This window comes from Paraburkholderia sp. BCC1885 (assembly GCF_900996235.1).
In the GTDB taxonomy this organism is placed as follows: domain Bacteria; phylum Pseudomonadota; class Gammaproteobacteria; order Burkholderiales; family Burkholderiaceae; genus Paraburkholderia.
Genome location: NZ_CAAJGM010000263.1, coordinates 92652 through 106397, shown reverse-complemented (window position 1 = coordinate 106397; position 13746 = coordinate 92652). Strand labels below are relative to the sequence as shown.

The 13746-nt window shown below is 63.4% G+C and carries 6 protein-coding genes; all 6 read left to right on the top strand.

Annotation, left to right across the window (positions count from 1 at the left end; all coding sequences use genetic code 11):
- Window positions 1-5592, top strand: a complete 5592-nt coding sequence (locus FQ755_RS34005) for a non-ribosomal peptide synthetase (RefSeq protein ID WP_144161834.1) — start codon at window positions 1-3, stop codon at window positions 5590-5592.
- 38 nt (window positions 5593-5630) lie between these two features.
- Window positions 5631-6422 (top strand): ABC transporter ATP-binding protein, encoded by a 792-nt coding sequence (locus FQ755_RS34000; RefSeq protein ID WP_144161831.1) that lies wholly within the window; start codon window positions 5631-5633, stop codon window positions 6420-6422.
- On the top strand, window positions 6419-7441 hold the full coding sequence (locus FQ755_RS33995; protein WP_144161828.1) for an ABC transporter substrate-binding protein: 1023 nt from the start codon (window positions 6419-6421) through the stop codon (window positions 7439-7441). The genes FQ755_RS34000 and FQ755_RS33995 overlap by 4 nt, the downstream gene beginning before the upstream one ends.
- Window positions 7434-9458 (top strand): Fe(3+)-hydroxamate ABC transporter permease FhuB, encoded by a 2025-nt coding sequence (gene fhuB, locus FQ755_RS33990; RefSeq protein WP_144161825.1) that lies wholly within the window; start codon window positions 7434-7436, stop codon window positions 9456-9458. Before FQ755_RS33995 ends, fhuB begins: the two co-directional genes overlap by 8 nt.
- Window positions 9459-9789: 331 nt before the next feature.
- Complete coding sequence (locus FQ755_RS33985) at window positions 9790-11997, top strand: TonB-dependent siderophore receptor (protein ID WP_260859007.1); 2208 nt, start codon at window positions 9790-9792, stop codon at window positions 11995-11997.
- 267 nt (window positions 11998-12264) lie between these two features.
- Window positions 12265-13695: a peptide synthetase gene (locus FQ755_RS33980; RefSeq protein ID WP_144161819.1), complete on the top strand. Its 1431-nt coding sequence runs from the start codon at window positions 12265-12267 to the stop codon at window positions 13693-13695.
- The last annotated feature ends 51 nt before the right edge of the window (window positions 13696-13746 follow it).

Here is a 13746-nt window from a genome sequence, read left to right as displayed (position 1 = left end):
ATGACGGGCCAATCGTTTGACGAAGCGCTTGCCGAGTCTGCTACGAGCACTGCGCCCGCACCCGTGCTTACGACAGCTCGCCGTCCAGATGCACTAAAGCTCGCGCAGCAATACGCGACGCTGGCCGAAGACAAGCGTTCGCTGTTTCGTACACGTGTTCGCGCTCAAGGGCTTGATGCGGATGCAATACCTGTGGTGCCGCTCGTGCCGCGTCCGGCGCGCTTTCCGTTGCTGTTTGCGCAGGAACGCCTGTGGTTTCTTTGGTGCCTCGATCCGCAGCACGCCGGTTATCACATCACGCACACGCTGCGTCTTTCCGGCACGTTCGATGTCGCGGCGCTGCATCGTGCCTTGACGCAATTGGTGCTGCGCCATGAAGCGCTACGTCTGCGCTTCGACGCCGACAATGGCGTGCCGATGCAATATCCGCACGCCGACGCCAGCTATGGCTTCACGCAGCGGACCATTACGGACGATGGCGTAGCGCTTGAAGAAGTTCTGCGCGATTTCGCCTGCGAGCCGTTCGATCTGGTCAATGGACCGGTGCTACGCGTCGGACTGTTTGAAACCGGTGACGCACAGCGCGTCTTGCAGTTCGTGGTACACCACATCGTTGCGGACGCGTGGTCGATGGATGTCCTGTTTCGCGACCTGCTCGCGCTATATCACGGTGAGCGGAATTTCCCGGCGCTGCCGGTGCAATTGGCGGATGTCGCGCTATGGCAGCGCGAATGGGCAGGCAATGCGCTGCTCGAAGAGCAGATTGCATACTGGCGCGAACGGCTGGCCGGCGCGCCAGCCGAGCTGACGTTACCGCGCGACCTGCCGCCGCGCGCGATGCGTTCGCACGACGGCGGCCTGGCACGGTTGTCGATTTCTGCCGCGCTCGCCGATTCGCTGCGCGCAATTGCGCGCAATCAGCGCACGACATTATTTACGCTGCTCCTGGCGGTGTTCGACGTGCTGCTGTGCCGGTATTCGGGGCAGCGCACGGTGGTGGTCGGTGTCCCCACTGCGGGGCGCGAACGCACCGAACTGGAGGGGCTGGTCGGATTCTTCGTCAACACGCTGATCGTGCGAGCCGATCTGGACGGCGCGCAGCCGTTCGATGCATTGCTGCGAAATCTGCATGAGCGCGTGCTCGAAGCACAGGCTCATCGGGACGTGCCATTCGCGCGCCTTGTCGAGGCGCTCTCGATCGAACGCAATCTGGACAGCTCACCGCTGTTTCAGGTGATGTTCGATCTCGCCGCCGACAGCACGCAGGCGCAACGTGCCACCCGGGTTGGCAGCGACGGTCTTATCGTCGAGTCCCTGCTCGACGTCGCGCCCACTGCGCGCTTCGACCTGGCGCTGAATGGGCGTGATCGCGGCGCAGGAGACACATTGCAATTGGCGTTGACCTATTCGCGTGACCGCTTTGTCGAGACCACGGCACGGCGTCTGCTGGACGATTATGCGGAGCTGCTCGAACAGATCGCTGTGCAGCCGGCCCGAAAAGTGGGTGACCTGGCGGTGCGGCACGAGCGAAGCGATGCGAGGCCAAACATCACGCGAGAGCCGTTCAGCGCTGTGCACGAGCGAATCGCTGAGCGTGCGCGGCAATATCCTGCGCGCGTGGCGTTGCGGTGTGAGGGCGCAGCGTTGACCTATGCGAAGCTGGATGCCTGGGCGGAGCGCATCGCGCTCGCGCTGCGTGCGGATGGCCTCGTCGCGGGCGAGCGCGTGGGTTTGCTGCTGGAACGCTCGCTGGCGCTACCGGCGGCGCTTCTGGGCGTATTCAAGGCGGGCGGCGCGTTCGTTCCGCTCGATCCCGAGTATCCGCGTGCGCGTTTGCAGGCGATGATCGTCGACGCCGGTGTAGCGCGAGTGGTGGTCGACGACACGACGCGGGTCGAGTGCCGCGACTTGCTGAAGCCGCTGCGGACGGTGCTCGCATCCTCGGAGGGTGAATCGAAAATCGATGCGCTCACATCGTGGGATGTGCATCCCGACTCGCTTGCCTATGTGATCTACACGTCCGGATCGACTGGCACGCCGAAAGGCGTGGCGATTTCGCATCGCTCGCTTGCCCTGCATCTGGAAGACTTTCTCCACGAGCATCGCATCACCGAATCCGGCATCGTATTGCAGTCCTCAACGATTAACTTCGATGTCGCCTTGCACGAATTCTTGCCCGCGCTGATGATGGGCGGCCGTGTCGTGATGCGCGGCCCGCAGCAATGGGAACTGGCGTCGCTGAACCGCACGCTATGCGATGAACAGGTGACGTTCGCGCGGATTCCCACCGCGCTCTGGCAGCAATGGCGTATTGCGTTGCCGCCGGCGAACCGTATCGCGTTGCGGCAGATCACGGTGGGCGGCGAAGCCTTGCCGGGCGACGCCTTGCAGCGCTGGTACGAAGGCCCGCTTGCGCACGTCGCCATCGACAATCTGTATGGGCCCACCGAAACCACGGTGGCAGCGCTGCATCATCCGGTTAGCCACGCCGACGCACAGCAGGCGATTGTTGCAATTGGCCGCTGCTATCCAGCGCGACATGCCTATGTCGCGGACCTCGACGGCAATCGCGCGCCTGACGGTGCGTTGGGGGAGTTGTGCATCGGCGGCCCGACGCTTGCGCAAGGTTATTTCGCTCGGCCCGCATTGACGGCCGAGCGCTTTGTACCCGACCCGTATGGCGCACCGGGTTCGCGCGTCTATCGCAGCGGTGACCTGTGCCGCGCGCGCGTCGACGGCATTATCGATTTTCTTGGCCGCATCGATCAGCAGGTGAAGTTGCGAGGGCATCGCATCGAGCTGGGCGAGATCGAGGTGGCGCTGCGGCGCATCGACAAAATCCGTGAAGCCGTGGTCGATCTGCGCGGAGATGGGGAGCGTAAGCGACTTGTCGCCTATTTCACCGGTCCGGCGAATCCTGATGCCGTGCGCGAAGAACTGGCGCGCACGCTGCCCGCGTCGCATGTGCCCTCGATCTGCGTGGCGCTGGAGGCATTGCCCACCTTGCCTAACGGCAAACTCGATCGGCGCGCATTGCCGGAGCCGGATGACGTATTGCAGAGGGCAGAGGAACCAGACGGGGACGTCGAAACAGCGCTGCTCGCGGTATGGCAGACCGTGTTGGGGCGCGACGACTTTGGCGTAACCGATAACTTCTTCACGCTTGGCGGCGATTCGATTTCCAGTCTGCGCGTGATTGCCCAGGCGCGTGCGATTGGCTGGACAGTGTCTGCGCGTCAAGTGTTCGAGCATCCGACGGTGCGCGGTTTGGCAATCGTGGCGCGGGCCGTCGTCGCAGCGGCTGAGAGTGAAGCGGCCGTGAGCGAGCCGCTCGAGGTGCCCTTGGCGCCAATGCAGCGCTGGTTTTTCGAGCGGTATCCGCACGCCCCCGCGCGCTGGAATCAGTCAGTGTTGCTGCGCAGTGCTGACGCGCTAGACGCGAACGCACTGCGCGCCGCGTTTGACGCGCTACTTGTGGCACACGATGCGTTACGCGCGAGTTTCCGGCGCGACCCGCGAACGGACGAATGGACGCAGACGATCTTGCCGCCGCTATCCACGACGGCTGCGCGCGATACGTTGAGCTTCGTCGATCTACGAGAGGCCACTGATCCGGCCGCCGCCATCGAGTCGCAAGCGGACCGTATGCACGATAGCCTCGATCTGGCCGCCGGCAAGCTGCTGCACGCGGCTTACATGATGACGCCCGATGGCGCGCGGCTGCTGATCGTGATTCACCATCTGGTTGTAGATGGCGTGTCGTGGCGTATCCTGCTCGACGATCTGCTGAGCGCCTACGAATCAGCCCGCGCGTGCGGCATGCGACCGATGCTGCCGCGCCCCGGCACCACATGGAGAGAATGGAGCCAGCGTCTCGCCGAATACGCGAGTTTGCCCGAGCATCTGAGCGAACTCGCCTGGTGGCAGAAGCAACTCGAAGCGCCGGGCGGTGCACAACCGGTGACGTTCGCACAAAGCACCCCGCGTCGCACCCTGGATCGCAACTGGACGCTCGATGCCCCGACGACGCGCCGCCTGACCGACAGCGGCCGACGTGTCGACGAGGTTCTGCTGGCCGCGCTGTCGCAGGCATTGGCCGATCACGTGCCGCAGGTTCCGCCCATCGTCGAACTGGAAGGACACGGCCGCCGCGAGTGTGCGCCCGGCCTCGATCTAAGCCGGACCGTGGGCTGGTTCACCACGCAGTACCCATTACGCCTGATTGCTGCATCGCAAGTGGAGACGACCTACCGCGAGATCGCAGCGCTGCTGCAAACAGTGCCGGCAGAAGGCATGCATTTCAATCTGTTCCGCTACGCGGGGCGTGCTCCTACGCGGGCCGTGCTGGAGGCGCTGCCGCGTTCGACGATTGGTTTCAACTACCTCGGCCGTTTCGAAGAGCGACTGAGCGAAGGGCGCTTCACGTTCGCAACGGAGGACAGCGGCAACGGCATGGATGCGAATGTGGCCACCGCCGCGCGTCACGTGCTGGACCTGAACGGACTGATCGCGAACGGCTGCCTTAAGGTCGAGTGGAGCGCGGCGCAAGACGTGCTCGATGCGCCGCAGCTAGAGCGGTTGATCGCCACGTTCGAAGAACACCTGCGTGCGCTGGTGTGTTCTGCAGATCGCCACGCGAATATCGACGCGCGAGCCGTACTACGCCAGCGCCTCTTCGATGGGCTCAGCACACCCGCACATCCGCATGTTTCGACAGACGATGATCCGGCGCAGCAGGGCGCGTTCGAGTTGTGGCGCGAGCGCTTTCACAGCGAGTCGTTGTTATGCCCGTCATATGACGCGGTGAGCGACGCCGGGCTGCAGCCGCTCAACGCGGGCGGCGCACCTCTGACACTCTTCTGCTTCTATCCGGGTTTCGGGCTCGTGGGCGAATATCGCTTTCTCGCCGCTGCGTTGCAAGGCGTCGCCAGCGTGCTCGCGTTGCGCTCGCCAGGTTTCATGCGCGACGAGAAGGAATCTGCTGATGATTTCCCAGCTACTTTCGAGGCACTTGCTGAGGCTTGCGTCGAGCGCGTACTGACGGTTCAGCCTGAAGGGCCGTTCCGATTGCTCGGCTGGTCGTTTGGCGGTCGCCTCGCGGTGGCGGTTGCCGCGCTGCTGCGCGCACGCGGTCATGCCGTGGATTTTCTCGGGCTGCTCGATACGGCGACACATACCGCAGAAGCGCCGCTGGTTGAAAGCAGCGAGCAAGCGGATTTGCCCACGTGGCTCGATCAGCAGGCGGACGGTGCGCAATTGCGCGTCCTGTTCGAGCGCGCAAGCGAACTGGATGCACTGCACTATCGTCTGCGCGTCGCGCATACGCTGCCCACCGTTGATGTGCCAATCGCATTCTGGCGCGCCGGCCGCGATACCGCAGCCGGTCGCAGACGCGACTGGCGCGCCTACACGAGTGCGGCGGTCGAAGAAGTGCTGATCGATGCGAGCCACACCGGGATCGTGCACCACCCGGCGTTGCACGACAGTGTGAGGGACCGCCTGAAAAGACTGCTGACGGCGCCTACTGTCTACGCGAGCCAGCACGAGCAAGCAAACATACCAGATAGTGGCGACGCAATTGGTAACCGCTAAGTCATCCTACTCAATTTAAAAGAGCTACGGCATTAGTCATGCAGTCATCAGGCGATTCTCCGCTTTACCGGCTTTCCGGCGTCGATTTTTCGATCGGCGACAAGTTGCTGTTGCAATCTATTTCGCTCGATATCGCGCCGGGCCAGGTCGTCGGCCTGATCGGCCACAACGGCTCGGGCAAGACCTCGTTGATGCGCCTGCTCGCGCGCCTGCACCAACCGACGCGCGGCAGCATCCATTTCGACGGTGAGCCGTTGGCAAGCTGGCCGCATCGTCGTTTCGCGCAGCAGGTCGCGCATCTGCCGCAATACACGCCGTCCACCGACGCTCTGCTGGTGCGTGAACTGGTCGCGCTAGGACGCTATCCGTGGCATGGCGCGCTCGGCCGCGTCACCGACGACGATCGCGCGCGCGTCGAGGAGGCGATGGTGTGGACCGATGTCGCACGCTACGCAGACCGCGCTGTCGACAATCTATCCGGCGGCGAGCGTCAACGCGTCTGGCTGGCCATGCTGATTGCGCAAAATAGCCGTTGTGTTCTTCTCGACGAGCCGACTTCGGCGCTCGACATCAGCCATCAGATCGAGGTTCTTGGCCTGATCCGTTCGTTGTGCGAAAAGCGCGGCATGACCGCGATCGTCGTACTGCACGACGTCAATATGGCGACGCGCTTTTGCAGCGAACTGATTGCACTGCGCAGCGGCAAGGTGCTGATGCAGGCGAGTCCGGCGCAGATCATGCGGCCCGCGAGCCTGGAGTCGATTTACGGTGTGCCGATGGGCGTGCTGACAGATCCCGAAACGGGCTACGCGGTGGGATTCCCGCGATGAAGAAGTCCTCTCATGCATCGATGCGCAGCGTCCTCGCGCCGGATCCGTTGCGCCGAAAGCTGCTGGCCGGGATCGGCGCGCTCGGGACGCTAAGCGCGCTTAGCCCGTTTGACGCATTCGCCGCAGAAAATGCCGCGAGCACGGCAAGCGCGGCAAGCACCGCTCCCGCGCCGCATCGCATTGTCACCCTCAACTGGGAGTTGACCGAAACGCTGCTCGCACTGGGCGTGACGCCCATCGGCACGTCGCTGCCCGACTGGTATCGCAGCACGATCGTCGAGCCGCCGTTGTCGGCGGGCGTGGCCAATATCGGGTTGCTCTATCAGCCGAACTTCGAAATGCTACAGGCGCTCGCCCCGGATCTGCTGGTCATTACGCCGGGGCATGCACCTGCCAGACCCTGGCTCGAACGCCTCGCACCGACCATCACACTCGGTGCCTATATGTCGAGCGACACGCCGTACCCGGCTTTGCTCGGCGAAACCCGCGAACTGGCTGCACGCCTGCAGCGTCCGCAAAATGCCACGGCGTTGATCGCCGCAACGGATCGCGTCGTCGCCGACGTGCGCGCGCAACTCGCCACGCATGCGGCGCTGCGGCGCGCGCCGGTGCTGGTTGCCGAACTGGTCGACGACCGCCATCTGCGTGTCTATGCACAAGGCAGCCTGTTCGACACCATGCTGCAGAAGATCGGAGTCGGCAACGCGGCCAATGCGACCAATCCGGCGACCGGAGGCCGTCGCTGGAATACCGGGTCCGGCTTCGCGCTGGTGCCGGTGCAGCGTCTCGTCGAGGTTCAGCAGGCAAGCCTGCTGCTGGTGGGGCCGGTGGCGCCTTCCGCGCGCGCGGGGATCGCGCGCAACGCCATCTGGCAGGCACTACCGGTGGTGCGTGAACGTCGCGTGACGCTATTGCCCGTGATCGCACCATACGGTGGCCTGATTTCGATGCAGCGTTTCGCGCAGGCGGTCGCCACGGCGCTCGCGACCATCGACAACGGCGGAGGCGGCCTTGCGTAATCTCGTCGCTTCTTCCACGCCGGATACGGCACGTGATTTCCGCGCGGCGCTCGTCGGCGGCCTTGGAATCGTCGCGTTAATCCTGGCAGTCCTGCAGATTCACGCGCAACTGAACGGTGCGTCGTTCTGGTCCACGCTCATCGCACCGAACCGCGCCGACCTGCATCAGGTGCTGGTGCGCGATAGCATGTTGCCGCGTATCGCCATGACGCTGCTATGCGGCGGCGCACTCGCGCTGGCGGGCACGCTGGCGCAACAGGTGCTGCGCAATCCGCTCGCCGAACCGATGACGCTCGGTATTTTCCCGGGTGCCTACCTCGCGCTGACCATTGCCGAACTATGGGCGCCGTCGTGGATCGCCGGCGGCCGCACGGCCGTGGCGCTGGCCGGCGGCGGACTGGCGATGCTGCTGGTGTTCGCGCTGGCGTGGCGGCAACGCATGTCGTCGCTCTCGGTGATCCTGTCGGGGATGATCGTGAACCTGTATTGCGGCGCCATCAGCCTCGCCATCGCCATGTCGAATTTCGACCTGTTGCGCGGCCTGTTGATCTGGGGCGGCGGGGCGCTCGATCAAAGCGGCTGGCAGGAAAGCCGTCAGCTTCTGTGGAGCGTGCTCGCCTGCCTTATCGCCACCGGTCTGCTGCGCCGGCCGCTTGGTGTATTTGAAGCGGGCGACTCGACCGTGCAGAGCCTCGGCATCTCTCTGCAACGCACGCGCTTTGCCGCACTGTTGATTGCGGTTGTGCTGACGGGTTGCGTCGTTTCGGCGGTGGGTGTGATTGGCTTTGTGGGCCTCGCCGCGCCCACGCTCGCGCGGCTCGCGGGTGCGCGGCGTCTGCGGCAGCGGCTGATCTGGGCGCCGTGTGTGGGCGCCGCGCTGCTGTGGGCAACCGACGAAATCGTTCAGGCACTATCGGCCACAGAACTGTTTTCCGCGCATCTGGTGCCGACCGGCACGGTGACCTCGCTGCTCGGCGTGCCGCTGCTCCTGCTGTTGCTGCCGCGTTTGCGCAGTCAGCCTGACCTGCATGCAAGTGCGGTGGCGCATGCGCCGCCCGGCAAGCTGGCAAGGCGTTTGCCGTGGGCGATCGCCGGACTTGCCGTGGTAATACTGCTGACGTTCGCGGTGTCGCGCGGTGTCGACGGCTGGCGGGTGTCCAGTCCCGCGCAGATTGACGCGCTGCTGTTCTGGCGCTTGCCGCACACGGTGGCGGCAATGTCCGCGGGCGTGCTGCTGGCGCTCGCCGGCACGCTGATTCAACGCGTCACGGCCAATCCGATGGCGAGCCCCGACCTGCTCGGTGTGAGTTCGGGCGGGGCGCTCGGTATCGTCGTCGTGTTGTTTGCCGGACTCGATCCGACGCCGGGGTTTCTGTTCGCTGGCTGTCTTGCCGGCGCTATAACGACGCTTGCGCTGCTATTGTGGCTGGGCGGGCGCGCCTCGTTCGCGCCCGAACGGCTCCTGCTGATCGGCGTGGGAATCAGCGCGCTGTTCGAGGCGGTCGTCGGCGCGCTGCTTGCAAGCGACGACCCACGTGCAGGTCTACTAATGAATTTCGTGGTCGGTTCAACCTACTACGTCGCACCGGCAGCGGCTTATGCCGCGGGCGCGATCGCGCTCGTGGCATTGGTGCTTGGCCCGCTCATGGCGCGCTGGCTCGAAACGCTAGGCCTGGGTTCGTCCATGTCGAGCGGCCTCGGTGTGCCCGTCGTGCGGGCTCGGTTCGCCATTCTGCTGCTGGCGGCGCTGCTTACGGCTACGTCCACACTGCTGGTAGGGCCGCTGTCTTTTGTGGGCCTGATTGCGCCGCATATCGCGCGCTATTCCGGCGCGCGCAGACCCGCAGGGCAGATGTTCGTGGCGGCGCTCTTCGGCGCGCTGCTGATGGGCTTCGCGGATTGGCTCGGACGTCAGGTCCTGTTCCCGCTGGAAATGCCGGCGGGTCTTGTCGCGACGTTGATCGGTGGCCCGTACCTGATTGCGCTGACATTGCGCAAGACGGTTGCGTCGACCTGACAAGCGTCCTCAGGCGGCTTATTCCTAACGAATTGAGGCCTCGAACGTGAAATTGGTTGCAAATGAGAATCATTATCGAATAACATCTTATTCGCAATAACACGATGCGCGGCACATAGGCCAACCAGGGGCATATGAGTGTCTATGCGCCGCGCATCGAGATGCGAAAGCGCGTTGTTGCCGGTCGCGGCGTCAGGGGAAGTACAAAGCCGCGCATCCGCTTCGTCACGAATACATCATCCTGACACACGTCGTTAGGAGTCCAATTCAAATGGACTACGCGGGCGCGTGTCTTCACGCCGAGAATTTGCCAGCCACGATGAAAATAACCATGGACCTAAGTCATACACGACGAGCGCGAACTCGCTCGCTCCACGCCCGGCTGACACCGGTGGCGATCTCGCTGCTGGCGATCTGGGCCGGTCACGCACGTGCCCAGACTACGCCGTCTGCGACGCCGCCGAGTGGAACGTCCAGCGCCGCCAGCACGACAGGCAGCGCCGGCGGCGACAACGTTTTGCCGGCCGTCACGGTGACGAGCCAGGCCGACGCCACCACCGAGGGCAGCGGTTCCTACGCCGCCAGCAGTGCGACCATCGCCGGGCAGACCGCGCAGCCGCTCAAGGAAATTCCGAATTCGGTCTCCGTGGTGACGCGTCAGCGCATGGACGACCAGAACATGACGAGGATCCAGGACGCGCTGCTATATGTCACGGGCGTCGAGGCGCTGAACTATGGCGACGGCACGGCTTACTACAAGTCGCGCGGCAATTATCTGGGTATCGAGTTCGACGGCGTCTCGGTGGTGAGTGGCCTGCAGTATCAGACTCAGTTCGATCTGGCCATGTACGACCGCGTCGAAGTGTTTCGTGGTCCGGAGGGCGTGATGACCGGCGCGGCCGACCCGACCACGCCGGGCGGCACGGTCAACCTCGTGCGCAAACGTCCGCTGGACACGTTCCATATTTCGACCGAAACGCAGGTGGACACGTTCGGCAGCGTGCGCCAGATGGTGGATGTGACCGGGCCGCTCAACCAGGATGGCTCGTTGCGCGGGCGCGCGGTGATCGTCGGCAGCGACGGCCTGAAGTCGGTGGATGGCGTGCGCGAAAAGACCTTTATGGCGTATGGTGCGCTCGACTACGACATCAATCCGCGCACGACGCTGGCCTTCTCGGCCGCCTATGAAGTCGATCCGGTTTCGGGCTTCGACTATGGCATCGGCGGTACGCCCGAGGGTACGCGGCTACCGAGTTCGTACTCGCAGAACTTCAGCCCGAGCTGGAATTACAGCTACACGTCGCTGGCGGAAGCCAACCTGAACCTGACGCACAAGTTCGAGAACGACTGGAAATCGCAGACCACGGTTTTCTACCGGCACGAGTTGCAGTCATCGGACTACGCGTATTCCGGGCCGGGCGTGAGCGCGAACGGTCTTGCCTCCTATGGCGACCAGGCACAGCGCAATACCTACGACTGGTTTGGCGCGGATACGAACGTATCGGGCCCGATTCATCTGTTCGGGCAGGATCATACCTTCACCATCGGCGCGAACTATTCGTTGCTGACGCAGACGGAAGAGTCCGGCTTCGTCTCGCTCAACGGACCGTTCGACGGCGGCACATACAACGTATTCGATCCGGACTCGGTGCCGCAGGTCAACGTTCCATTCACGTTCGCCTCCAACATCCGCACGGAGCAGTACGGCGTATATGCGCAAGGGCGCATCCATCTCGCCAAGCCGCTTACCCTCGTGCTCGGTGCGCGCGAAACGTTCTTCAACGAAGAATCGCAGAACGTTTTGCCTACCGTGTCCAACTGGACCACCGACACCCGCATGAATGGCCGCTTCATTCCATCCGCCGCGCTCGTCTATGACATCGTTCCGTGGCTAAGCGCCTACGCCAGCTATTCGAAGGTGTTTTCGCCGCAGACGGCCACCACCTTTAGCGGCGGTGCCTTGCCGCCCGCGACCGGCGAGCAGTTCGAAACCGGTCTGAAGGGGAGCTTCCTGAATGGCAGGCTCGGCGCGACAGCAGCACTGTTCCGCATCAACACCAATAACGTTGCGATTGACGATCCGAACAATCCGACCGGTTCGATCGCGGGCGGTGGGGCGCGCAACGAGGGCTTCGAAGTCGAAGTCACCGGCGAACCGCTGCCGAACTGGAATCTGTACGCAGGCTACACGTACCTGAATCAGGACTTCGAGAATCAGACCGCCAATTATTCAGACGGTACCGATCCGAAGCACCTGTTCAAGCTCTGGACGACCTATCGCCTTTCGCAAGGATTCCTGAATGGTGTGACGGTCGGCGGCGGCATGCTGGCGCAGAGCCAGATCACGCGCGGTGTCGAGCAGGGCGGCTACGCCATCTTCAACGCCCAGGTGGGTTATCGCTTCAACAAGCATGTGGATGCCTCGCTGTCGTTGAACAACATCTTCAACCGCGAATATTACGTGCGTCCGCCCGGCACGTTCTTTAGCGAATTCGGCGACCGGCGCAACCTGATGCTGACGGTGCGCACCGATTTCTGATCGAGCGCAACCGCTGTTGACATGCACCGTGGATGCGCGGTGCATGTGAGTTGCAAGGCGCGCGACTTCGCTTCACGGCGGGGTCGCGCGTCGCTGTCACCGCTTTGTGCCGGTGGCGCAAAGGAAGGCGGCGGCCTTTGCTGGCGGGTTGGCCTGGAAGGACCGGAAAGACCTTGACAAGACAGGGCATCGTGTCTAATTTTGTACAAATGAGAATCATTATCATTTGTGACTGAAATGTTGGAGTCGTTCACAGGAACCATTGCTATGACGCAAGCTACGCCTTTGCTATTCGACTTTGCACCGTTTTCCGGCAAGAGCGAACAGTATGTAGAACTGATCAAGCAATTCGCCGCCGCGCAACCGTTTCGGAGCGCCACAGTCGACGAACTGCTGCTCGACGACGATTATCATCGTCGCCCCTTGCGTCCTGAAGACTTCGAGTTTCTGAAGTTCGCCAAACCGGTTCGCCAGCACAACGTGAGCCGCCTGCCTTCGCTGGCCGCGAATCGCACCTTGCTGTCGATCTACGAGCAGGGCATCGCGCGCCTGCCACGCAGCGCGGATCCGACGCAATGGCAGCATTTCAGCGAGTTCTACCGCGACGACGTGCAGGTGCGCGGCGCACAGCTCGCACCGTTCCTTGAGGCTTATGCGTTCGAGTATCTCGCGCAGGATCACAGCATCGAGACGGATGCCACAGCGGCAAGCGCGCGATTGATCCGCATCGTCGATGACGAAACGGCGTTCTGGAGCGAGACGTTCGAGCGCCTGATGCGCAACGACTACCTCGAGGAAGGCCTGCGTTTCATCATGGTTCAGCGTTGGGCGCTGGCGCCGTCGAAGCGTCGCGCGCTGGCGCGTGTGAGCGCAAGTGGTTTCTTCGACATGCTGCCGTCCGGATTGCGCCCAACCCTCGAAGGCGACATGCCGGATGACGCGCTTTTGCAACGGGTGTCGGGTGCGTGCGGCGTGACGCGTCAGCAGCATGCGTACTGGCAGTTCTATCTGCCTACCAGCATGGCGAAATGCAATCTGCTGTATGCGCTGGGCCGCCGGCCGGATCGCGCGTTCGCTCTGGTTGGAGCGGCCTTTGCGGCGCAAGCCGAATGGCTTGCGTTTGGGCTCGCGCTGGAACACGCGTGCGCGCATCTGCAGCCCGCAGGCCGTCGCCGTGGCGATGCGACTGAACGCAAAGCCGAATTGATGTCGCGCTTCAGCGAAGCGTTGCAGGGCATCGAACGTGAATTCGGCGCGGCGGCTTTCGCGCAGACGGTGCAGGGCGCGGCGGCGGCCGAGCGGCTCGCCGAACGGGCTCGCTGGGACCTGGGCGAACAATTGCTGTGGCTCTCGTCGATTCGCCGTTATGTGGATTTCGCGCATCGCATCAGCGCGCGTATCGATGTGGAGTGTCCGGACATCGACCGGGAAACGTTCGTCGAACCGCATGAGATGTGTTCGACCACTCACGTGCACAACGATCATCGCCTCGTGACCATTCAGGAGGGCGAAATGCTGTTCTGGGGCAATGTCGGCATGCAACTGAAGATGAACGAAGGCGACATGGTCCTGATTCCTGATGGGCGCCTGCATGGCTCGACCGTCGTGTCGGGCGAATGTACCTATCACCAGCCGATCATCCCGGACGACTGGGTTCGCGCGCTCGTCGCCGAACTGGATGAGCAAACCGAGGCTTGAGCCGCTCGCGGCGGCGTGTGGTGACCCGCATCGTTGCCGTTTTCATTGAAT

Bases quoted from the DNA above. Each gene is read 5' to 3' on its own strand.
- FQ755_RS33980 (WP_144161819.1), top strand. From the start codon at position 12,265: ATGACGCAAGCTACGCCTTTGCTATTCGACTTTGCACCGTTTTCCGGC.
- FQ755_RS34000 (WP_144161831.1), top strand. From the start codon at position 5,631: ATGCAGTCATCAGGCGATTCTCCGCTTTACCGGCTTTCCGGCGTCGAT.
- FQ755_RS34005 (WP_144161834.1), top strand. From the start codon at position 1: ATGACGGGCCAATCGTTTGACGAAGCGCTTGCCGAGTCTGCTACGAGC.
- FQ755_RS33985 (WP_260859007.1), top strand. From the start codon at position 9,790: ATGGACCTAAGTCATACACGACGAGCGCGAACTCGCTCGCTCCACGCC.
- FQ755_RS33995 (WP_144161828.1), top strand. From the start codon at position 6,419: ATGAAGAAGTCCTCTCATGCATCGATGCGCAGCGTCCTCGCGCCGGAT.